The sequence below is a fragment of the Pseudomonas rustica genome (assembly GCF_018336155.1).
In the GTDB taxonomy this organism is placed as follows: Bacteria; Pseudomonadota; Gammaproteobacteria; order Pseudomonadales; family Pseudomonadaceae; genus Aquipseudomonas; species Aquipseudomonas rustica.
The window spans coordinates 240,129-260,673 of record NZ_JAGYHF010000008.1; the positions used below are offsets into that span (position 1 = coordinate 240,129).

General features: G+C 59.4%; 19 protein-coding genes. 9 read left to right on the forward strand and 10 right to left on the reverse strand.

Annotated features, from left to right (window positions below; genetic code table 11):
• The first annotated feature begins 17 nt into the window (after positions 1 to 17).
• From dnaN to dinD, 4 genes are all read left to right on the forward strand, one after another.
• On the forward strand, positions 18 to 1,121 hold the full coding sequence (gene dnaN / locus KFS80_RS17530; protein WP_053125301.1) for a DNA polymerase III subunit beta: 1,104 nt from the start codon (positions 18 to 20) through the stop codon (positions 1,119 to 1,121).
• 14 nt (positions 1,122 to 1,135) lie between these two features.
• Entirely contained in the window at positions 1,136 to 2,239 is a 1,104-nt protein-coding gene (recF, locus tag KFS80_RS17535) for a DNA replication/repair protein RecF (RefSeq protein WP_053125303.1), read from the forward strand.
• A 5-nt stretch (positions 2,240 to 2,244) separates the two neighbouring features.
• Positions 2,245 to 4,662, forward strand: a complete 2,418-nt coding sequence (gene gyrB / locus KFS80_RS17540) for a DNA topoisomerase (ATP-hydrolyzing) subunit B (protein ID WP_008084382.1) — start codon at positions 2,245 to 2,247, stop codon at positions 4,660 to 4,662.
• A 203-nt stretch (positions 4,663 to 4,865) separates the two neighbouring features.
• On the forward strand, positions 4,866 to 5,702 hold the full coding sequence (dinD, locus tag KFS80_RS17545; RefSeq protein ID WP_212545431.1) for a DNA damage-inducible protein D: 837 nt from the start codon (positions 4,866 to 4,868) through the stop codon (positions 5,700 to 5,702).
• Between the two features lie 14 nt (positions 5,703 to 5,716).
• On the opposite strand, the gene KFS80_RS17550 is transcribed toward dinD, so the two are convergent.
• A complete protein-coding gene (locus tag KFS80_RS17550) occupies positions 5,717 to 6,436 on the reverse strand; it encodes a response regulator transcription factor (protein ID WP_212545432.1) in 720 nt (239 codons plus the stop codon).
• Positions 6,437 to 6,605: 169 nt separating this feature from the next.
• Between KFS80_RS17550 and KFS80_RS17555 the strand changes: the two genes are divergently transcribed.
• The gene (locus KFS80_RS17555; RefSeq protein WP_212545433.1) at positions 6,606 to 8,138 is read left to right on the forward strand and encodes a sensor histidine kinase; all 1,533 of its coding nucleotides are present in this window, start codon (positions 6,606 to 6,608) and stop codon (positions 8,136 to 8,138) included.
• Between the two features lie 167 nt (positions 8,139 to 8,305).
• Here the strand turns inward: KFS80_RS17555 and KFS80_RS17560 are convergent, their stop codons facing one another.
• The 4 genes from KFS80_RS17560 to glyQ all read right to left on the reverse strand — a co-directional run bounded on the left by KFS80_RS17560 (position 8,306) and on the right by glyQ (position 12,717).
• Positions 8,306 to 9,085, reverse strand: a complete 780-nt coding sequence (locus KFS80_RS17560; protein ID WP_212545434.1) for a lysophospholipid acyltransferase family protein — start codon at positions 9,083 to 9,085, stop codon at positions 8,306 to 8,308.
• 83 nt (positions 9,086 to 9,168) lie between these two features.
• Entirely contained in the window at positions 9,169 to 9,708 is a 540-nt protein-coding gene (gmhB, locus tag KFS80_RS17565) for a D-glycero-beta-D-manno-heptose 1,7-bisphosphate 7-phosphatase (protein ID WP_178124186.1), read from the reverse strand.
• A 4-nt stretch (positions 9,709 to 9,712) separates the two neighbouring features.
• The gene (glyS, locus tag KFS80_RS17570; RefSeq protein ID WP_053125315.1) at positions 9,713 to 11,767 is read right to left on the reverse strand and encodes a glycine--tRNA ligase subunit beta; all 2,055 of its coding nucleotides are present in this window, start codon (positions 11,765 to 11,767) and stop codon (positions 9,713 to 9,715) included.
• On the reverse strand, positions 11,764 to 12,717 hold the full coding sequence (gene glyQ, locus KFS80_RS17575; RefSeq protein ID WP_025112261.1) for a glycine--tRNA ligase subunit alpha: 954 nt from the start codon (positions 12,715 to 12,717) through the stop codon (positions 11,764 to 11,766). The genes glyS and glyQ overlap by 4 nt, the downstream gene beginning before the upstream one ends.
• 81 nt (positions 12,718 to 12,798) lie before the next feature.
• Between glyQ and KFS80_RS17580 the strand changes: the two genes are divergently transcribed.
• The 3 genes from KFS80_RS17580 (at position 12,799) to KFS80_RS17590 (ending at position 14,631) form a co-directional block, all read left to right on the forward strand.
• Positions 12,799 to 13,356, forward strand: coding sequence for a DNA-3-methyladenine glycosylase I (locus KFS80_RS17580; protein WP_212545435.1), 558 nt, complete (start codon positions 12,799 to 12,801; stop codon positions 13,354 to 13,356).
• A gap of 40 nt (positions 13,357 to 13,396) precedes the next feature.
• Positions 13,397 to 14,284: a lysophospholipid acyltransferase gene (locus KFS80_RS17585; protein WP_150603666.1), complete on the forward strand. Its 888-nt coding sequence runs from the start codon at positions 13,397 to 13,399 to the stop codon at positions 14,282 to 14,284.
• A 107-nt stretch (positions 14,285 to 14,391) separates the two neighbouring features.
• Positions 14,392 to 14,631: a PilZ domain-containing protein gene (locus tag KFS80_RS17590; protein WP_053125318.1), complete on the forward strand. Its 240-nt coding sequence runs from the start codon at positions 14,392 to 14,394 to the stop codon at positions 14,629 to 14,631.
• A 4-nt stretch (positions 14,632 to 14,635) separates the two neighbouring features.
• Here KFS80_RS17590 and KFS80_RS17595 read toward each other — a convergent pair whose 3' ends face one another.
• From KFS80_RS17595 to def, 5 genes are all read right to left on the reverse strand, one after another.
• Positions 14,636 to 14,950: a tetratricopeptide repeat protein gene (locus KFS80_RS17595; RefSeq protein ID WP_053125320.1), complete on the reverse strand. Its 315-nt coding sequence runs from the start codon at positions 14,948 to 14,950 to the stop codon at positions 14,636 to 14,638.
• A gap of 129 nt (positions 14,951 to 15,079) precedes the next feature.
• Entirely contained in the window at positions 15,080 to 16,456 is a 1,377-nt protein-coding gene (gene trkA / locus KFS80_RS17600) for a Trk system potassium transporter TrkA (RefSeq protein WP_053125322.1), read from the reverse strand.
• 22 nt (positions 16,457 to 16,478) lie between these two features.
• Positions 16,479 to 17,789 carry a 16S rRNA (cytosine(967)-C(5))-methyltransferase RsmB gene (gene rsmB / locus KFS80_RS17605; protein ID WP_212545436.1) on the reverse strand — a complete coding sequence of 437 codons (1,311 nt, stop codon included), beginning with the start codon at positions 17,787 to 17,789 and terminating at the stop codon, positions 16,479 to 16,481.
• Complete coding sequence (gene fmt / locus KFS80_RS17610) at positions 17,786 to 18,745, reverse strand: methionyl-tRNA formyltransferase (protein WP_212545437.1); 960 nt, start codon at positions 18,743 to 18,745, stop codon at positions 17,786 to 17,788. Before fmt ends, rsmB begins: the two co-directional genes overlap by 4 nt.
• Positions 18,746 to 18,803: 58 nt before the next feature.
• The gene (gene def / locus KFS80_RS17615; RefSeq protein WP_053125329.1) at positions 18,804 to 19,310 is read right to left on the reverse strand and encodes a peptide deformylase; all 507 of its coding nucleotides are present in this window, start codon (positions 19,308 to 19,310) and stop codon (positions 18,804 to 18,806) included.
• Between the two features lie 162 nt (positions 19,311 to 19,472).
• Between def and KFS80_RS17620 the strand changes: the two genes are divergently transcribed.
• The gene (locus tag KFS80_RS17620) at positions 19,473 to 20,498 is read left to right on the forward strand and encodes a LysM peptidoglycan-binding domain-containing protein (protein WP_212545438.1); all 1,026 of its coding nucleotides are present in this window, start codon (positions 19,473 to 19,475) and stop codon (positions 20,496 to 20,498) included.
• Positions 20,499 to 20,545: the final 47 nt, after the last annotated feature.

Consider the following 20,545-nt stretch of genomic DNA (forward strand, 5'->3'; position numbering starts at 1 on the left):
AGGCAAGGGACTAGACCATGCATTTCACCATTCAACGCGAAGCCCTGTTGAAACCCCTGCAACTGGTCGCAGGCGTCGTCGAGCGTCGACAGACCTTGCCGGTACTGTCCAACGTGCTGTTGGTAGTCGAAGGCCAGCAACTGTCGCTGACCGGTACCGACCTTGAGGTCGAGCTGGTCGGTCGTGTGCAACTTGAAGAGCCTGCGGAAACAGGTTCCATCACCGTGCCCGCGCGCAAGCTGATGGACATCTGCAAAAGCCTGCCCAACGATGCGCTGATCGATATCAAGGTCGACGAGCAGAAGCTGGTGGTTAAGGCCGGCCGTAGCCGTTTCACCCTGTCGACCTTGCCTGCCAACGACTTCCCGACCGTTGAAGAAGGCCCGGGTTCGCTGACTTGCAGCCTCGAGCAAAGCAAACTGCGTCGTTTGATCGAACGCACCAGCTTCGCCATGGCCCAGCAGGACGTGCGTTATTACCTCAACGGCATGCTGCTGGAAGTGTCCGAAGGCATCATCCGCGCCGTGGCCACCGACGGTCACCGTCTGGCCATGTGCTCGATGAAAGCCGATATCGGTCAGCCGGATCGCCATCAGGTGATCGTGCCGCGCAAAGGTATTCTCGAACTGGCGCGTCTGCTCACCGAGCCGGACGGCAATGTCAGCATCGTTCTGGGTCAGCATCACATCCGCGCCACCACCGGCGAATTCACCTTCACCTCGAAACTGGTCGACGGTAAATTCCCGGACTACGAGCGCGTTCTGCCGAAGGGCGGCGACAAGCTGGTATTGGGCGATCGCCAAGCGTTGCGTGAAGCGTTCAGCCGTACCGCGATTCTGTCCAACGAGAAATACCGTGGTATCCGTCTGCAACTGGCCAACGGTCAGCTGAAGATCCAGGCCAACAACCCGGAGCAGGAAGAAGCGGAAGAAGAAGTGGGCGTTGAATACAACGGCGGCTCCCTGGAAATCGGCTTTAACGTGAGCTACCTGCTCGACGTGCTGGGCGTGATGACCACCGAGCAGGTTCGCCTGATTTTGTCCGACTCCAACAGCAGTGCGCTGGTGCAAGAGTCTGACAACGACGACTCGGCTTACGTTGTCATGCCGATGCGTCTGTAATCAGCTGACCCTGGATGTCCTTAAGTCGTGTTTCGGTCACCGCGGTGCGCAATCTGCACCCGGTGACCTTCTCCCCCTCCCCCCGCATCAACATTCTTTACGGCGCTAACGGCAGCGGCAAAACCAGTGTTCTGGAAGCCATTCATCTGCTGGGGCTTGCCCGTTCGTTTCGTAGCACGCGTCTGTTGCCGGTCATCCAGTACGAACAACTCGCCTGTACCGTGTTCGGTCAGGTCGAATTGGCCGAGGGTGGCCATAGCGCTTTGGGCATCTCGCGCGATCGTCAGGGCGAGTTCCAGATCCGTATCGACGGGCAGAACGCCCGCAGCGCTGCGCAACTGGCGGAGATCCTGCCGCTGCAGTTGATCAACCCCGACAGCTTCCGCCTGCTTGAAGGCGCGCCGAAGATTCGCCGGCAGTTTCTCGACTGGGGCGTGTTCCACGTTGAGCCGCGTTTCATGGCCACTTGGCAGCGTTTGCAGAAGGCCTTGCGCCAGAGAAACTCCTGGCTGCGGCATGGTACACTTGACGCCGTTTCGCAAGCGGTTTGGGACAGGGAACTGTGCCAGGCCAGCGCTGAAATCGATGAATACCGCCGCGCTTACATCAAAGCCTTGAAACCAGTCTTTGAACAAACCTTGAGCGAACTGGTTGAGCTCGAAGGTTTGACGCTCAGCTATTACCGAGGCTGGGACAAAGACCGGGAATTGAGCGCCGTACTGGCTGGATCCCTGCAACGGGATCAGCAAATGGGTCATACCCAGGCCGGACCGCAACGCGCTGATTTGCGTCTTAGATTGGGCGCCCACAACGCCGCGGACATTTTGTCCCGGGGTCAGCAGAAGTTGGTGGTCTGTGCACTGCGGATTGCCCAAGGGCACTTGGTCAGCCAGGCCCGACGCGGTCAGTGTATTTATCTGGTGGATGACCTGCCGTCCGAACTGGACGAGAACCACCGCCGCGCGCTGTGCCGTTTGCTGGAAGACTTACGCTGCCAGGTGTTTATCACCTGTGTAGATCACGAATTATTGAGGGAAGGCTGGCAGACGGAAACGCCAGTCGCTTTGTTCCACGTGGAACAGGGCCGTATCACCCAGACCCACGACCATCGGGAGTGAAGGCATTGAGCGAAGAAAATACGTACGACTCAACGAGCATTAAAGTGCTGAAAGGCCTGGATGCCGTACGCAAACGTCCCGGTATGTACATTGGTGACACCGACGATGGCAGCGGTCTGCACCACATGGTGTTCGAGGTGGTCGACAACTCGATCGACGAAGCCCTCGCCGGCCACTGCGACGACATCAGCATCATCATTCACCCGGATGAGTCCATTACCGTCAAAGACAACGGCCGTGGCATCCCGGTAGACGTGCACAAAGAGGAAGGCGTTTCCGCCGCCGAGGTCATCATGACCGTCCTCCACGCTGGCGGTAAATTCGACGACAACTCCTACAAAGTATCCGGCGGTCTGCACGGTGTAGGTGTTTCGGTAGTGAACGCGCTGTCCGAAGAACTGGTTCTGACCGTTCGCCGCAGCGGCAAGATCTGGGAACAGACCTACGTCCACGGCGTGCCTCAGGCACCGATGGCCATCGTTGGCGACAGCGAAACCACCGGCACCCAGATTCACTTCAAGCCGTCGGCTGACACCTTCAAGAATATTCACTTCAGCTGGGACATCCTGGCCAAGCGTATTCGTGAACTGTCCTTCCTCAACTCCGGTGTCGGCATCGTCCTCAAGGATGAACGCAGCGGCAAGGAAGAGCTGTTCAAGTACGAAGGCGGCCTGCGTGCGTTCGTTGAGTACCTGAACACCAACAAGACTGCGGTCAACCAGGTGTTCCACTTCAACATCCAGCGTGAAGACGGCATCGGCGTGGAAATCGCCCTGCAGTGGAACGACAGCTTCAATGAGAACCTGTTGTGCTTCACCAACAACATTCCGCAGCGCGATGGCGGCACCCACCTGGTGGGCTTCCGTTCGGCACTGACGCGTAACCTGAACACCTACATCGAAGCCGAAGGCCTGGCGAAGAAGCACAAAGTCGCCACCACCGGTGACGATGCCCGTGAAGGCCTGACTGCGATCATCTCGGTGAAGGTGCCGGATCCGAAGTTCAGCTCGCAGACCAAAGACAAGCTGGTCTCTTCCGAAGTGAAGACTGCGGTCGAACAGGAAATGGGCAAGTACTTCTCCGACTTCCTCCTGGAAAACCCGAACGAAGCCAAGCTGGTCGTCGGCAAGATGATCGACGCCGCCCGTGCCCGTGAAGCCGCGCGTAAGGCCCGTGAGATGACCCGCCGCAAAGGCGCGCTGGACATCGCCGGTCTACCAGGCAAGCTCGCTGACTGCCAGGAAAAAGACCCGGCGCTTTCCGAACTGTACCTCGTGGAAGGTGACTCCGCGGGCGGCTCTGCCAAGCAGGGCCGTAACCGCAAGACCCAGGCGATCCTGCCGTTGAAGGGCAAGATCCTCAACGTCGAGAAAGCCCGTTTCGACAAGATGATCTCTTCCCAGGAAGTGGGCACCTTGATCACCGCACTGGGCTGCGGCATCGGTCGCGACGAGTACAACATCGACAAGCTGCGTTATCACAACATCATCATCATGACCGATGCTGACGTTGACGGTTCGCACATCCGTACCCTGCTGCTGACCTTCTTCTTCCGTCAGTTGCCGGAGCTGATCGAGCGTGGCTATATCTACATCGCTCAGCCGCCGCTGTACAAGGTCAAGAAAGGCAAGCAAGAGCAATACATCAAAGACGACGACGCCATGGAAGAGTACATGACGCAGTCGGCCCTGGAAGATGCGAGCCTGCACCTGAACGAAGAAGCCCCGGGCATTTCCGGTGAAGCGCTTGAGCGTCTGGTGAATGACTTCCGCATGGTGATGAAGACCCTCAAGCGTTTGTCGCGCCTGTACCCGCAGGAACTGACCGAGCACTTCATCTACCTGCCGGCCGTGAGCCTGGAAAAGCTCGGCGACCACGCAGCGATGCAAGAGTGGCTGGCCCAGTACGAAGCGCGTCTGCGTACCGTGGAAAAATCCGGTCTGGTCTACAAGGCCAGCCTGCGTGAAGACCGCGAACGTGGCGTGTGGCTGCCAGAGGTCGAACTGATCTCCCACGGCCTGTCGAACTACGTCACCTTCAACCGCGACTTCTTCGGCAGCAATGACTACAAAACCGTCGTCACCCTCGGGGCTCAACTGAGCACCCTGCTCGACGAAGGCGCGTACATCCAGCGCGGCGAGCGCAAGAAAGCAGTCACCGAGTTCAAGGAAGCACTGGACTGGCTGATGGCTGAAAGCACCAAGCGCCACACCATTCAGCGATACAAAGGTCTGGGCGAAATGAACCCGGATCAGCTGTGGGAAACCACCATGGACCCAAGCGTGCGCCGCATGCTGAAAGTCACCATCGAAGACGCCATTGGCGCAGACCAGATCTTCAACACCCTGATGGGTGATGCGGTCGAACCTCGCCGTGACTTCATCGAGAGCAATGCGTTGGCGGTTTCGAACCTGGATTTCTAACGAATTCTGTTCGGACTTGAAGTAAAAAATAAACCCCGGTGAGTTTTGGCTCATCGGGGTTTATACGTTTCAAGCATCCCTCCATGCATACAAGTCTGCGTCATGATTTGTATGTACATGTTTTCCGGATTGATAACTCCTCGCGTCAGTGCAACGCTCTGTCTGGCTACTTTCGACTTATTCATTCAGCAGAGGATTTACCGTTGAGCGAACAGCATCAGACGTTTGAAGGCCTCAAATACCGAACCGACAGTGGAGTGGAGTATTGGTCTGCCCGAGACCTTGCTCCGCTGCTGGAATACAGAACGTGGCGTAACTTCGAGAACGTTATCGCCAAGGCTATACAAGCTTGTGAACACGGTGATCATTCGGTATCCGACCATTTTGTTGAAGCCAGCAAAATGGTCTCCTTGGGGTCTGGTTCTCTGCGAGAACTGAAGGATATCCACCTCTCCCGCTATGCCTGCTATCTGGTTGTCCAGAACGGAGATCCATCCAAGGCCGTCATCGCCGCAGGGCAAACCTACTTTGCGATTCAGACCCGACGTCAGGAGCTGACAGACGATTCCGAATTTCAGAGTCTAAGGGACGATCAGAAGCGTTTGCTGCTGCGCAATGAGTTACGCGAGCACAACAAACTTCTGGTTGAAACGGCACAGCAGGCAGGCGTTGAAACAGAATTGGATTTCGCCGTTTTCCAGAATCATGGATATCAAGGGCTCTACGGAGGACTTGATCAGAAAGCGATCCACCAGCGCAAAGGCCTCAAAAAAAGCCAAAAAATTCTTGATCACATGGGCTCGACTGAACTGGCCGCTAATTTATTTCGAGCGACTCAGGCTGAAGATAAATTGCGTCGCGACAATGTTCAGGGCAAGCAACAAGCTAACGAAGTTCACCTGCAGGTTGGTCGAAAAGTCAGAGAAACCATTTCCGAACTTGGCGGCACCATGCCAGAGGATCTTCCAATGCCGGCTACCAGCATCAAGCAGTTGGAATCTGCGATCAAAAAATTGAAGGGTCGCGCCGGAGAAGAGTGAAACAACCAGAACCATTAGTGCGAGTTCGACACCACACTCTCCAACCGATACCCATACCCATAAATCGTCAACAACTGCCAACCTCGATCCGCCGTCAGCCCGAGCTTGTTCCGCAGGCGATAGATATGCGTATCCAGCGGCCGCGACGAAGCCATCTCCTCATGCGGCCAAAACCGTTCATACAGATAATCCCGCGATAACGGCCTCCCCAGGTTGCTGAACAGACACCGCGCCAGTCGATACTCGCGCTCGGTCATGACAATCGGCTTTCCCTCGCGGGTGACGGTCAGTTCAACGTCATCAAACGTCAGATCATTAAAGCTCAGCACTTCTGTCGCCGCCGCACGTTGCTGGCTGTGCCGACGCAACACCGCAGCGACCCGCGCCTTCAGTTCATTTGGCCGAAACGGCTTGCTCACATAATCATCCGCCCCCGCATTCAACGCCTGAACGATATCGCTCTCGCCATCACGGCTGGTGAGCATGATCGCTGCCGGTGGCGCTTCCATGTGTTCGCGGGTCCAGCGCAGCAGTGCCAGGCCGGTGAGGTCGGGCAGTTGCCAGTCGAGGATCAGCAGGTCGAAGGTTTCCCGGCGCAGTTGGCGCAGCAGGTCTTCGCCACGCTCGAAGCTGTGCAGTGACCACGGCTGTTCGCCGGCATCGGCCATTTGCTGCAGGGTTTGCTCGACCCGGCGCAGTTCGGCGGGTTCGTCGTCCAGAATCGCAACGCGCATTCGCGGTCATTCCTTGTTGCTTGGGCAGTTGGCGGACAACCATAGTCGCTCGGCCCTCGCAGTGAAAGTAAGCAGCCCGCCGTTGGTCGACGTCCGCTATGATTCTTCGGGTCTACGTCTCAGACCTGTGGCCCATGAAACCATTCACCCTGCCCTGCCGTTTTTCCAAATGAACACTAATCGCCGGCGCGAAAGCCGTGAGCCCAGCCAGGTGCAGCGCCTGTTTCGACGGCTGGTGCGCGAGTGGTTGTGGATAAGTATAGTGCTGTTGCCGCTGACTGCGCTGTTGTCGTATCGCGCGCAGGTCAACCTGCGCGATATCACCCCCGTCATGGGAGCCATGCTTTCGGTGGGCCTGGTGGCGTGCGTACTTGGTTTGCTGTTGTGGCGTCCGCGCTGGGCGTTGTGGATAACGTTGGTTGGCATGGCCGGCGTGCTGCTGACCAGCGCCGGGTTGGCGGAGATGCGCCGCTGGTGGTCGCCGACGCCGGCGGTGCTGGGAATGCTGTTCGGCTATCTGATCTGGAACTGGCGGCGCCTGAGCGTGGTGCTGACTTATTTCGGCTGGGAGCTGACGCGGCTGGACGGTGAACCCAAGGTTTTCCCCGAGCGCCGCCGCACGCAATTCACCGGCGCCGATCGTTTGCAGGGGCAGATCATGGCCCTCGAACAAGCCATGAGCCGCACTCGCGATACCCGGCGTTTCATCGCAGACGGTTTGGAGTATCTGCCGGTCGCCACACTGATCAGCGATCCCAAGGGGCAGATCCTGCTGGGCAATCGCAAGGCCCGCGCGTTGTTCGATACAGCATTAGTGGGCGACGACGTCCTCGATCAGCTCGCCCGCCTCGGTTATCCGGAATTATCCACAGAGCCACGTCCAGCGTTATCCACCCTGCCGCTGCTGGAATTCCGTGACCACAAGGAACGCAGCCTGCGCCTGGAACGTGCCGCCCTGCTGCCGGTGGACGGTGACACGCCGATTGGCTGGCTGCTGAGCCTCACTGACCTCAGTGCCGAACGCGCGGCGGAAGAACAACGCAGCGTGTTGCTGCGCTTTCTGTCGCACGACCTGCGCGCGCCACACTCGGCGATCCTCGCTTTGCTGGATGTGCATCGCCATCAGGCCGGGGCTGATGCGCCGTTGTTCGAGCAGATCGAACGTCAGGTGCGCCGCGCGCTGGATCTGACCGACGGTTTTGTTCTGCTGGCGCGAGCCGAGTCTGAGACTTACCAATTTCAACCGACGTTGTTCGCGATGCTGGTGCTCGACGTGCTGGATCAAGCGTTGCCCATTGCCCAGCAGAAAGGCATCGAGCTGCTGCATGATATGGATGAGGAATCGCAGGAACGTCTGATCAATGCCGACCAAGGCTTGCTGACCCGCGCACTGTTCAACCTTTTGGAAAACGCGATCAAGTACAGCCCGGCCGACACCACGATTACCCTACGCGTCCGTTGCCGTGAGGAATGGTTGCACTGCGAATTGATCGATCAAGGCAAAGGCATCGCCGCCGATGAATTGCCGGATCTGTTCAGTCAGTACCGCCGTTTTTCCTCCGCCCAAGGCATCGATGGTGTGGGGCTGGGCCTGTCGATGGTCAAAGCGGTGGTTGATCACCATGGCGGTAAAATCGAATGCCGCAGCGTGGTCGATCAAGGCACCACATTCCTGCTGGAGTTACCGCTGATTCACGAATGATCAGCCACAAAAAAACCGGCTATATCAGCCGGTTTTTTACATCGAAAAAAAACTTATGCACCTTTTACGGTCTTTTATGAGCTTGAGAAATATATAAGTAAATCAATTACTTAATATCAATATTCAAGCCTTTTCAAAAAAACCGTACACAGGTTATCCACAAAATCTCAGACAGCGATCTGATCATTGGCGACTGGTGCCTGCGGGGCCGGTGGCAGAGAGCCCATTTCGCGTTGAGTTTTCTCGTTCCAGGCTTGCACCCGGTCGTTCAACTCGGCGATGGCGCGCGGGCCTGTGCCTTCGGCGTACATCGGTTCGCCGATGACCACCGTGATCACGCCGGACTTTTTGCCCCAGCCGACTTTCGGCCAGAATTTGCCGGCATTGTGTGCAATCGGCAGTACCGGAAGCGCCGCATTCACCGCCAACGCGCTGCCACTGCGGGAGAACTTGCCGACAGTGCCAAATGGCACGCGTGTGCCTTCCGGAAAGATCAGCACCCAAACGTTGTCCTTGAGCAGCTCGTCACCTTTGGCGGCGACTTGTTTCAGTGCAGCTTTCGGGTTGTCACGGTCAATCGCGATAGGCCGCAACATGGCCATGGCCCAGCCGAAGAACGGCACGTAAAGCAATTCGCGTTTGAGTACTTGGCTCAACGGCGAGAAATAAGCGGAGAGAAAGAACGTCTCCCAGGTGCTCTGGTGGTTCGATTGAATCACGCAGGGCCGGTCAGGCACGTTTTCCGCGCCCTTGATTTCGTAACGGATACCGAGAAACACCTTGGTCAACCACAAGGCGCAACGGCACCAGTACACGTTGATAAAACGATAACGCGCCTTGAACGGCAGAAACGGCGCGATGAAAAAACTCAAGCTGCACCACAGCAGGGAGGTGGTGCCCAGCAGCAGGTAAAAGAGAAAAATCCTGATGGCCCGCAGTATCGACATAGTGACGTTTACCGTGACGGGGCAATGCCCGAGTGTTCAAGCGCACTCCCGATCAATCCCTGGTCAGGAACTTCAGAAGTACTCTAGTTGTGGATAAGTTCTGCGGCAATCGCCGCCAGATCGTCAAAAATCAGAGTGCCAACCGGCAGGGTTTTGCCCTGAGTCTTTTCGCCTTTTCCGGTCTTTACCAAAACTGGCTGTGAATCGACGGCTTTGGCAGCCTCCAGGTCACCAAGGCTGTCGCCGACGAACCAGACATTGCTCAGCTCGACGTCGTAATGCGCCGCGATGGTTTTCAACATCCCCGGTTTCGGCTTGCGGCAATCGCAGCCTTCGTCCGGCCCATGCGGGCAGTACACGATCAGTCCGACTTCACCGCCCTGCTCCGCGACCAGCTCACGCAAGCGCGCGTGCATGGCATCGAGGGTGGCGAGGTCATAGTAGCCGCGAGCAATGCCCGACTGGTTGGTGGCCACCGCCACCGTCCAGCCGGCCTTGCTCAACTGCGCAATCGCTTCGATCGAGCCGGGCAACGGAATCCACTCCGCCACTGACTTGATGTAAGCGTCGGAGTCGTAATTGATCACTCCGTCCCGATCGAGAATCAGCAGTTTCAACAGCAATCCCTCAACCCAGCAGCGAAATGTCGGCAACGCCGAGGAACAGGCCACGCAGACGCGCCAGCAGCGCGTAACGGTTGGCCCGGACATTGGCGTCGTCGGCATTGACCATTACCGCGTCAAAGAACGCATCCACCGGCTCACGCAATGCCGCCAGGCGTGCCAGCGATTCGTTGTACTGACGCGCCGCAGCCATCGGTTGTACCGCTTGATCCGCTTGCTGGATCGCCGAGTACAGCGAGAACTCGTTGGCGTTGTCGAAGTACTTCGCTTGTACCTCGGTCGGTACCGCGCCTTCGAGTTTGCTCAACAGGTTCGACACACGCTTGTTCACCGCCGCCAGCGCTGCCGCTTCCGGCAGTTTGCGGAAGGCCTGCACCGCTTGCACGCGCTGATCGAAGTCCAGAGCCGAGCCCGGCTTCAGGGCACGTACCGACAGGTAAGTGGCGACTTCAACGCCTTCGTCTTCATAACGCGCACGCAGACGGTCGAAGATGAATTCCAGCACGGATTCGTTGAGGCCGGCAGCCTTGACCTTGGTGCCGAACGCATTCACGGCGAACGCCACGGCGTCGTTGAGGTCGAGGTCGAGTTTCTTCTCGATGAGGATACGCAGCACGCCGAGTGCCGCACGGCGCAGGGCATACGGGTCTTTGCTGCCCGTTGGCAGCATGCCGATACCGAAGATACCGACCAGGGTGTCGAGCTTGTCAGCGATCGCGACGGCCGCACCGGTCAGGGTGGCTGGCAGTTCAGCACCGGCACCGCGTGGCATGTATTGCTCGTTCAGCGCCAGCGCGACGTCTTCCGGCTCGCCATCATTGAGGGCGTAGTAGTAACCGGCGACACCTTGCATCTCCGGGAACTCGCCAACCATTTCGGTGGCCAGGTCGCACTTCGACAGCAGGCCAGCGCGAGCAGCCCACGAAGCGTTGCCGCCAATGCGCGCGGCGATGTACGCAGCCAGTTTCGATACGCGCTCGGCCTTGTCGTAGACGCTGCCGAGTTTTTCCTGGAACACCACGTTTTTCAGGCGATCGTTGAAAGCTTCGAGCTTCTGCTTCTTGTCTTGCTTGAAGAAGAACTCGGCGTCGGTCAGACGTGGGCGAACCACTTTCTCGTTACCGGCGATGATTTGCTGCGGGTCTTTGCTTTCGATGTTGGCCACAGTGATGAAACGTGGCAGCAACTTGCCGTCGGCATCCAGCAGGCAGAAGTACTTCTGGTTGTCCTGCATGGTGGTGATCAGCGCTTCTTGCGGCACGTCGAGGAAGCGTTCCTCGAACGAGCACACCAGCGGCACCGGCCATTCAACCAGCGCGGTGACTTCGTCGAGCAGTGCCGGCGGCACGATGGCCGTGCCTTCCTGACGGGTGGCCAGCTCTTCGGTGCGCTTGCTGATGATCTCGCGACGCTCGTTGGCGTCGGCCAGCACGTAAGCGGCACGCAGGTCGGCGAGGTAGCTCGACGGCGAACCGATGCGCACGCTTTCCGGGTGATGGAAGCGGTGACCACGGGAATCACGGCCGGCCTTCTGCGCGAGGATGGTGCAGTCGATGACCTGGTCACCGAGCAGCATCACCAGCCATTGGGTCGGACGCACGAACTCTTCCTTGCGCGCACCCCAACGCATGCGTTTCGGGATCGGCAGGTCGTTCAGCGAATCTTCGACGATGGTCGGCAGCAGACTCGCGGTCGGCTTGCCGGCGATGCTCTGGCTGTAACGCAGTTTCGGGCCGCTCTGGTCGATTTCGCTCAGATCAACGCCGCACTTCTTGGCGAAACCCAAGGCTGCCTGAGTCGGATTGCCTTCAGCGTCGAACGCCGCCTGACGTGGCGGGCCGTCGAGGTTGATGCTGCGATCCGGTTGCTGGGTAGCCAGCGCGGTGATCAGCACAGCCAGACGGCGCGGCGCGGCGTAGACGGTTTTAGTCTCATAGCTCAGGCCAGCGGCTTGCAGGCCCTTGTCGATACCGGCGAGGAACGCGTCAGCCAGGGTGTTCAGGGCTTTCGGTGGCAGTTCTTCGGTGCCCAGTTCAACCAGAAAATCTTGCGCACTCATTGTGCTGCCTCCAGCTTGGCCAGTACTTCGTCACGCAGATCCGGGGTCGCCATCGGGAAGCCCAGCTTGGCGCGAGCCAGCAGGTAGGCTTGCGCAACGGAACGCGCCAGGGTGCGTACGCGCAGAATGTATTGCTGACGCGCGGTCACCGAGATTGCCCGGCGCGCATCCAGCAGGTTGAAGGTGTGCGACGCCTTCAGCACCATTTCGTAGCTCGGCAACGGCAGCGGCTGGTCGAGTTCGATCAGGCGCTTGGCTTCGCTTTCATAGAAGTCGAACAGTTCGAACAGTTTGTCGACGTTGGCGTGTTCGAAGTTGTAAGTGGACTGCTCCACTTCGTTCTGGTGGAACACGTCGCCGTAGGTGACTTTGCCCATCGGGCCGTCAGCCCAGACCAGGTCGTAGACCGAATCCACGCCTTGCAGGTACATGGCCAGACGCTCAAGACCGTAAGTGATCTCGCCGGTCACCGGGTAGCACTCGATGCCGCCCGCCTGCTGGAAGTAAGTGAACTGAGTCACTTCCATACCGTTCAGCCAGACTTCCCAGCCCAGACCCCAGGCGCCGAGGGTCGGCGATTCCCAGTTGTCTTCGACGAAGCGGATGTCGTGAACCAGTGGATCGAGGCCGACATGCTTGAGGGAGCCCAGGTACAGTTCCTGGAAGTTGTCCGGGTTCGGCTTCAGCACGACCTGGAACTGATAGTAGTGCTGCAGACGGTTCGGGTTTTCGCCGTAACGGCCGTCAGTCGGACGGCGGCTTGGCTGCACGTAAGCGGCGTTCCAGGTTTCCGGGCCGATGGCACGGAGGAAGGTCGCGGTGTGGAAAGTGCCGGCGCCTACTTCCATATCGTAGGGCTGAAGTACCACGCAACCTTGCTCGGCCCAGTATTGCTGGAGCGCGAGGATCAAGTCTTGGAAGGTACGCACGGCTGGCGTAGGCTGGCTCACGAAATTCACCTGTTTCTTGGGCTGCGATTTAAAGAGCGGGAGTATACCCGATTCAGTCGCACCTCCACCCCCTGGAGCCTTATGCCACGCTGCTTTTGGTGTACCGAAGATCCGCTGTACATGGCTTATCACGATCAGGAGTGGGGCACGCCGCTACGCGATGCGCAGGGTTTGTTCGAGTTGCTTTTGCTCGAAGGGTTCCAGGCCGGGCTGTCGTGGATCACCGTGCTGCGCAAACGCGAGCGTTATCGCGAGGTGCTGTTCGGCTTCGACGTGCAGCGCGTGGCGCAGATGAGCGACGCCGAAATCGACGAATTGATGCTCGATCCGGGGATCATCCGCAACCGCCTCAAACTCAACGCCGCCCGCCGTAATGCCCAAGCCTGGCTGGCGCTGGAGGATCCGGTGGCCTTCCTCTGGTCGTTCGTCAACGACCAACCGATCATCAATCATTTCAAGGATCGCAGCGAAGTCCCGGCGATTACCCCCGAAGCGTTGGCGATGAGCAAAGCCCTGAAAAAGGCCGGTTTCACGTTCGTCGGCCCGACCATTTGCTACGCGCTGATGCAGGCTTCGGGCATGGTCATGGATCACACCCGCGACTGCGACCGCTACGCGCAGCTGGTCAACGCCGGTTAGAATGGCCGCCTCGCGCACCGCACAAGATCAGGAGTGACCTGTGGAAAAGTTTAAAGGCGCCTTGCTGGTAGGCGCTCTGCGGCTGTTTGCCCTGCTGCCATGGCGGGCCGTTCAGGCCGTGGGTTCGGCGATCGGCTGGATCATGTGGAAAACCCCCAACCGCTCCCGCGACGTGGTGCGGATCAACCTCGCCAAATGTTTTCCACAGATGGATCCGGCCGAGCGTGAACGATTGGTCGGGCAGAGCCTGAAAGACATCGGCAAGTCGCTGACCGAAAGCGCCTGCGCGTGGATCTGGCCGGCGCAGCGTTCGATTGATCTGGTGCGCGAAGTCGAAGGCCTCGACGTGCTCAAAGACGCTTTGGCCTCGGGTAAAGGCGTGGTCGGCATCACCAGCCACCTCGGCAACTGGGAAGTGCTCAACCACTTCTATTGCAGCCAGTGCAAACCGATCATTTTCTACCGTCCGCCAAAGCTCAAGGCTGTGGACGATTTGCTGCGCAAACAGCGCGTGCAACTGGGCAACAAAGTTGCCGCCTCCACCAAGGAAGGCATCCTCAGCGTGATCAAGGAAGTGCGCAAAGGTGGTGCAGTGGGCATTCCCGCTGACCCGGAACCGGCCGAATCCGCCGGGATTTTCGTGCCGTTCTTCGCCACTCAAGCGCTGACCAGCAAATTCGTGCCGAACATGTTGGCCGGTGGCAAAGCGGTCGGCGTGTTCCTGCATGCGCTGCGCCTGCCCGACGGTTCTGGCTACAAAGTGATCCTCGAAGCCGCGCCCGAAGCCATGTACAGCACCGACACCGCAGAATCCTGCGCAGCGATGAGCAAAGTCGTCGAGCGTTACGTGGCGGCGTATCCGAGCCAGTACATGTGGAGCATGAAACGCTTCAAAAAGCGCCCACCCGGCGAAGAACGCTGGTACTGACGAAGTTGGCACACTCTGTGGATAACCCGTAGGAGCTGCCGAAGGCTGCGATCTTTTGATCCTGCTTGAGGTTATCCACAGATCCGTTCCTCAAAGGGCGCACCAAGATGTCCGAACACCGCAAATCCTTCCGCATCAAAATCACCCACGACAGCTTCGGCGAATGCCTCGGGCAAACCCGCAACCTATCGCCGACCGGGGTCTATGTGCAGCATCCGAGCCTGGCATCATTGCCCAAGGGCGCGGTCGTCTATGGCCAAGTTCAGGATTTACCCACAGGCGCGCCACGGGTGCGAATGGAAGTGGTAACGGTCGACGCCGAAGGCATCGGTTTGCGCTACTTGTAGAACGTCACTGCGCCTGACGATCGAGTTTCTTCAAAAACACCGTCATTTCCTTCTCGGCCTGCTTGTCGCCATGGGCGCGGGCGGCTTCCAGACCTTGTTCCCACGCCTGACGTGCGGCGGCAGTGTCGCCCAGCGCCAGTTGCGCTTTGCCCAACAGTTTCCACGCGGCGGAATACTTCGGATCGAAGCCGACGCAGCGCTGGAAATGTTCGGCGGCTTTGCCGTTTTCGCCCAGATCCAGATAGCCCTTGCCCAGGCCGAAGCGCAGCAGGGAGTTATCCACACCCTTGGCGAGCATTTTTTCCAGGGATTCGAGCATTTTTGCACCCTCGCTTCAGTGATCGTTCCCACGCTCCGCGTGGGAATGCCTCAATGGACGCTCTGCGTCCGCTCTTGGGACAGAGCGTCCCGGGCTGCATTCCCACGCGGAGCGTGGGAACGATCAACCTCAGAAGAAGCTCAGCCCCACATGAAACAGCTTCTCCACATCGCGAATATGCTTTTTATCCACAAGGAACAGAATCACATGGTCGCCCGCCTCGATCACCGTGTCGTCGTGGGCAATGATCACTTGTTCGTTGCGGATCACCGCGCCAATCGTGGTGCCCGGCGGCAGGCCGATCTTCTCGATCGGCTTGCCGATCACCTTGCTCGATTTCGCATCACCGTGGGCAATTGCCTCGATCGCTTCCGCCGCGCCGCGACGCAGTGAGTGCACGCTGACGATATCGCCACGGCGTACGTGCGCCAGCAACGTGCCGATGGTCGCCAGTTGCGGGCTGATGGCGATGTCGATGTCGCCGCCCTGAATCAGGTCGACGTAGGCCGGGTTGTTGATGATCGTCATGACCTTCTTCGCCCCCAGCCGTTTGGCCAGCAGCGACGACATGATGTTGGCTTCGTCATCGTTGGTCAGCGCGAGGAAGATATCGGCGTCGGCGATGTTCTCTTCCAGCAGCAAATCGCGGTCGGACGCGCTGCCCTGCAGCACCACGGTGCTGTCGAGGGTGTCGGAGAGGTAGCGGCAGCGTGCCGGGTTCATCTCGATGATTTTCACCTGATAGCGGCTTTCGATGGCCTCGGCCAGGCGCTCACCGATCTGCCCGCCGCCAGCAATGACGATGCGTTTGTAGGTTTCGTCGAGACGGCGCATTTCGCTCATCACTGCGCGAATATTCTCGCGGGCGGCGATGAAGAAGACTTCATCGTCGGCCTCGATCACCGTGTCGCCCTGCGGCAAGATCGGCCGGTCACGACGGAAAATCGCTGCGACGCGGGTTTCGACATTCGGCATGTGCTCACGCAACTGGCGCAGTTGCTGACCGACCAGCGGCCCGCCGTAATAGGCGCGCACCGCGACCAGTTGCGCCTGACCTCCGGCGAAGTCGATCACTTGCAACGCGCCCGGATATTCGATCAGGCGCTTGATGTAATTGGTCACCACTTGCTCGGGGCTGATCAGCACGTCGACCGGAATCGCTTCGTTCTGAAACAACTGCTCTTCGCGCGTCAGGTACGAGGCTTCGCGCACCCGGGCGATTTTCGTCGGCGTGTGAAACAACGTGTGGGCGACCTGGCAGGCGACCATGTTGGTTTCGTCGCTGTTGGTCACCGCCACCAGCATGTCGGCGTCGTCCGCGCCGGCCTGACGCAGCACCGTCGGCAACGAGCCTCGGCCCTGAATGGTACGGATGTCGAGACGGTCGCCGAGGTCGCGCAGGCGTTCGCCGTCGGTGTCGACCACGGTGATGTCGTTGGCTTCGCTGGCGAGGTGCTCAGCCAGCGAACCGCCGACCTGCCCTGCCCCGAGGATGATGATTTTCATCCAGTCACTCCATTGAATCCATTTAGCCGCGTGCGGCAGCGATCTTGATCAGCTTGGCGTAGTAGAACCCGTCATGCCCGCCCTGCTGGGCCAGCAATTGGCGACCATGGGGCTGTTTGATCCCGGCCGTGGTGGCCAGATCCAGTTCGCGGGCGCCCGGTGTGCGCTCAAGAAACGCGGCGATGACTTCGGTGTTCTCGGTCGGCAGCGTCGAGCAGGTGGCATAAAGCAGAATGCCGCCGACTTCGAGGGTTTTCCACATGGCGTCGAGCAGCTCGCCTTGCAGTTGCGCGAGGGCGACGATGTCGTCCGGCTGACGGGTCAGCTTGATGTCCGGATGGCGACGGATCACGCCGGTGGCCGAGCACGGCGCGTCGAGCAGGATGCGCTGGAACGGTTTGCCGTCCCACCATTTTTCGGTGTCGCGACCGTCAGCGGCGATCAGTTCGGCGTTGAGGCCGAGGCGCTCAAGGTTTTCCTTCACGCGCACCAGACGCTTGGCTTCCAGATCCACCGCGACCACGCCGGCCAGCGCCGCTTCGGCTTCGAGGATGTGACAAGTCTTGCCACCCGGCGCGCAGCAGGCGTCGAGCACGCGTTGGCCTGGCGCCAGGTCGAGCAGGTCGGCGGCCAGTTGCGCCGCTTCGTCCTGCACGCTGATCCAGCCTTCGGCGAAACCCGGCAGGCTGCGCACATCGGCGGCGGCTTCGAGAATGATGCCGTCGCGGCTGTAAACGCAGGGCGTCGCGGCAATCCCGGCCTCAGTCAGCAAGCCGAGGTAAGCGTCGCGGCTGTGATGGCGACGATTAACGCGCAGGATCATCGGCGGATGCGCGTTGTTCGCTTCGCAGATGGCTTCCCACTGTTCCGGCCAGAAAGCCTTGAGGGATTTCTGCAGCCAGCGCGGGTGAGCGGTGCGCACCACTGGATCGCGCTCGAGTTCGGCGAAAATCGTCTCGCTTTCGCGCTGAGCGTTGCGCAGCACCGCGTTGAGCAGGCCTTTGGCCCACGGTTTTTTCAGCTTGTCGGCGCAACCGACGGTTTCGCCGATGGCGGCGTGGGCCGGCACGCGGGTGTAGAGCAATTGGTAGAGGCCGACCAGCAGCAACGCCTCGACATCGGCGTCGGCGGTTTTGAACGGTTTCTGCAGAAGTTTTTCCGCCAGTGCCGACAGGCGTGGTTGCCAGCGCGCGGTGCCGAACGCCAGATCCTGAGTGAAACCGCGATCGCGATCCTCGACCTTGTCCAGTTGTGTCGGCAGCGAACTGTTCAGCGAAGCTTTGCCGCTGAGCACGGCGGCGAGTGCCTTGGCGGCGGCCAGACGCGGGTTCATTGCGCGTCCACCGCTGCGCCGAGCACCGTGCCGACAGCGAATTTCTCGCGACGGCTGTTGAACAGATCGCTGAAGTTCAGCGCTTTGCCACCGGGCAACTGCAGGCGGGTCAGGCACAGCGCCTGTTCGCCGCACGCGACGACCAGGCCGTCCTTGCTGGCGCTGAGGATTTCACCCGGCGCGCCGTTGCCCTCGGCAATGGTCGCCGCCAGCACTTTCAGCGCTTCACCGTTGAGGGTGCTGTGGGTGATCGGCCATGGATTGAAGGCGCGCACCAGTCGCTCCAGTTCAACCGCCGGACGGCTCCAGTCGATGCGTGCTTCGTCTTTGTTCAATTTGTGCGCGTAGGTGGCGAGTTCATCGTTCTGCACTTCACCTTCCAGCGTGCCTGCGGCCAGACCGGCAATCGCTTGCACCACGGCCGGCGGGCCCATCTCGGCGAGGCGATCATGCAAGGAGCCGCCAGTGTCTTCGCCCGTGATCGGCGTGACGACCTTGAGCAGCATCGGCCCGGTGTCGAGGCCAGCTTCCATGCGCATCACGGTCACGCCGCTTTCGGCATCACCGTGTTCGACGGCGCGCTGGATCGGCGCCGCACCGCGCCAGCGTGGCAGCAACGAGGCGTGACTGTTGATGCAACCCAGGCGCGGAATATCCAGCACCGCTTGCGGCAGGATCAGGCCGTAGGCGACCACCACCAGCAAATCCGGCTTCAACGCGGCCAGCTCGGCTTGAGCGTCAGCGTTGCGCAACGTCGGCGGCTGCAACACCTGGATATTATTTTCCAGCGCGAGCTGTTTGACCGGGCTCGGCATCAGTTTTTGCCCGCGACCGGCCGGACGATCCGGTTGGGTGTAGACCGCAACGATCTCGTAAGGGCTGCTTAGCAGGGCCTTGAGGTGTTCGGCGGCAAATTCCGGGGTACCGGCAAAAACGATGCGCAGTGGCTCAGTCATGGAAGGCGTCTCTTGAAAAGAAAAAGGCTTGCCGCAGCAAGCCTTTGAAGGAGGGGCATCAAGCGTTCTGGCGGTGGAGCTTTTCCAGTTTCTTCTTGATCCGGTCGCGTTTGAGCGTGGACAGGTAATCGACGAACAATTTGCCGTTGAGGTGGTCGCATTCGTGCTGGATGCACACCGCGAGCAGGCCTTCGGCGATCAGTTCATAGGGCTTGCCGTCGCGATCCAGCGCCTTGATCTTGACCTTCTGCGGGCGGTCGACGTTTTCGTAGAAACCCGGTACCGAGAGGCAGCCTTCCTGGTATTGCTCCATTTCTTCGGTCAGCGATTCGAACTCGGGGTTGATGAACACCCGGGGCTCGGTACGGTCTTCGGAAAGGTCCATCACGACGATACGTTTGTGCACGTTGACCTGGGTCGCGGCGAGGCCGATGCCCGGCGCTTCATACATTGTTTCAAACATGTCGTCGACCAACTGACGCACTTCGTCGTCCACTACAGCCACAGGTTTGGCGATAGTGCGCAGACGCGGGTCCGGAAATTCGAGGATGTCTAAAATGGCCATAGGCTTTGATTGCTGCACGTGTTGAGTAAAGTCGGGTCGATGGCCTGGCAGGTCCGAAGATGCAGGCTACCGTTTGTGAAGCGTAGCTTGTGCATTTTGCTCAAGCGAGCCACGGGGGCTCTGACGGTTCACGCGAACGCACATGATAAAGGGATTCACTGCATGAGGAAAACACTACTCGCCCTGCTGTTCCTGGCTTCGGCCGGCGTAGCGCAAGGGCAAGTGCAACTCAGGGATGGTTTTCCACAGCAATACACGGTGGTTACGGGTGACACACTCTGGGACATTTCCGGCAAATACCTGCGCGAGCCCTGGCAATGGCCGCAGTTGTGGCGGGCCAATCCGCAAATTGAAAACCCCAACCTGATCTATCCCGGCGACACGCTGACGCTCAGCTACGTCAATGGCCAGCCGCGTCTGACGCTCAATCGCGGCGAGTCGCGCGGCACCATCAAACTCTCACCACGGATTCGCACCAGCCCGGTGGCCGAAGCGATTCCGAGCATTCCGCTGAAATCGATCAACAGTTTTCTGCTGAGCAACCGCATCGTCGACAAGGCCGAAGATTTCGACAAGGCGCCGTATATCGTCGCCGGCGATGCCGAACGAGTACTCAGCGGTACCGGCGACCGCATCTACGCGCGCGGCCATTTCGACCCGAATCAACCGGTCTACGGCATTTTCCGCCAGGGCAAGGTCTACACCGATCCGCAGACCAAGGAGTTCCTCGGCATCAACGCCGACGACATCGGCGCCGGTGAAATCGTCGCGACCGAAGGTGACGTCGCCACCCTCGCCCTGCAACGCACCACGCAGGAAGTGCGCCTCGGCGACCGTTTGTTCAGCGGCGAAGAGCGTTCAATCAACTCGACGTTCATGCCCAGCGCACCCGCTACCCAGATCAACGGCGTGATCATCGACGTACCACGCGGCGTCACTCAGATCGGCGTGATGGACGTGGTCACCCTGAACAAGGGCAAACGCGACGGATTGGTCGAAGGCAACGTGCTGGAGGTCATGAAAACCGGCGAAACCGTGCGCGACCGTATCACTGGTCAGCCGCTGAAAATTCCCGACGAACGCGCCGGGTTGCTGATGGTGTTCCGCACCTACGACAAACTCAGTTACGGCCTCGTCCTTAACGCATCGCGCTCGCTGGCAGTGCTCGACAAGGTGCGAAATCCGTAAGCTTGCTTCACAAGTTACCAACAGAGTTATCCACAGCTTGTTCCGAA

Excerpts from the sequence above, each read along its gene's own strand:
- dnaN (WP_053125301.1), top strand. The coding sequence starts at position 18 with ATGCATTTCACCATTCAACGCGAAGCCCTGTTGAAACCCCTGCAACTG.
- recF (WP_053125303.1), top strand. The coding sequence starts at position 1,136 with ATGTCCTTAAGTCGTGTTTCGGTCACCGCGGTGCGCAATCTGCACCCG.
- KFS80_RS17550 (WP_212545432.1), bottom strand. The coding sequence starts at position 6,436 with ATGCGCGTTGCGATTCTGGACGACGAACCCGCCGAACTGCGCCGGGTC.
- KFS80_RS17555 (WP_212545433.1), top strand. The coding sequence starts at position 6,606 with ATGAACACTAATCGCCGGCGCGAAAGCCGTGAGCCCAGCCAGGTGCAG.
- KFS80_RS17560 (WP_212545434.1), bottom strand. The coding sequence starts at position 9,085 with ATGTCGATACTGCGGGCCATCAGGATTTTTCTCTTTTACCTGCTGCTG.
- glyS (WP_053125315.1), bottom strand. The coding sequence starts at position 11,767 with ATGAGTGCGCAAGATTTTCTGGTTGAACTGGGCACCGAAGAACTGCCA.
- KFS80_RS17580 (WP_212545435.1), top strand. The coding sequence starts at position 12,799 with ATGCCACGCTGCTTTTGGTGTACCGAAGATCCGCTGTACATGGCTTAT.
- KFS80_RS17590 (WP_053125318.1), top strand. The coding sequence starts at position 14,392 with ATGTCCGAACACCGCAAATCCTTCCGCATCAAAATCACCCACGACAGC.
- KFS80_RS17595 (WP_053125320.1), bottom strand. The coding sequence starts at position 14,950 with ATGCTCGAATCCCTGGAAAAAATGCTCGCCAAGGGTGTGGATAACTCC.
- trkA (WP_053125322.1), bottom strand. The coding sequence starts at position 16,456 with ATGAAAATCATCATCCTCGGGGCAGGGCAGGTCGGCGGTTCGCTGGCT.
- rsmB (WP_212545436.1), bottom strand. The coding sequence starts at position 17,789 with ATGAACCCGCGTCTGGCCGCCGCCAAGGCACTCGCCGCCGTGCTCAGC.
- fmt (WP_212545437.1), bottom strand. The coding sequence starts at position 18,745 with ATGACTGAGCCACTGCGCATCGTTTTTGCCGGTACCCCGGAATTTGCC.
- def (WP_053125329.1), bottom strand. The coding sequence starts at position 19,310 with ATGGCCATTTTAGACATCCTCGAATTTCCGGACCCGCGTCTGCGCACT.
- KFS80_RS17620 (WP_212545438.1), top strand. The coding sequence starts at position 19,473 with ATGAGGAAAACACTACTCGCCCTGCTGTTCCTGGCTTCGGCCGGCGTA.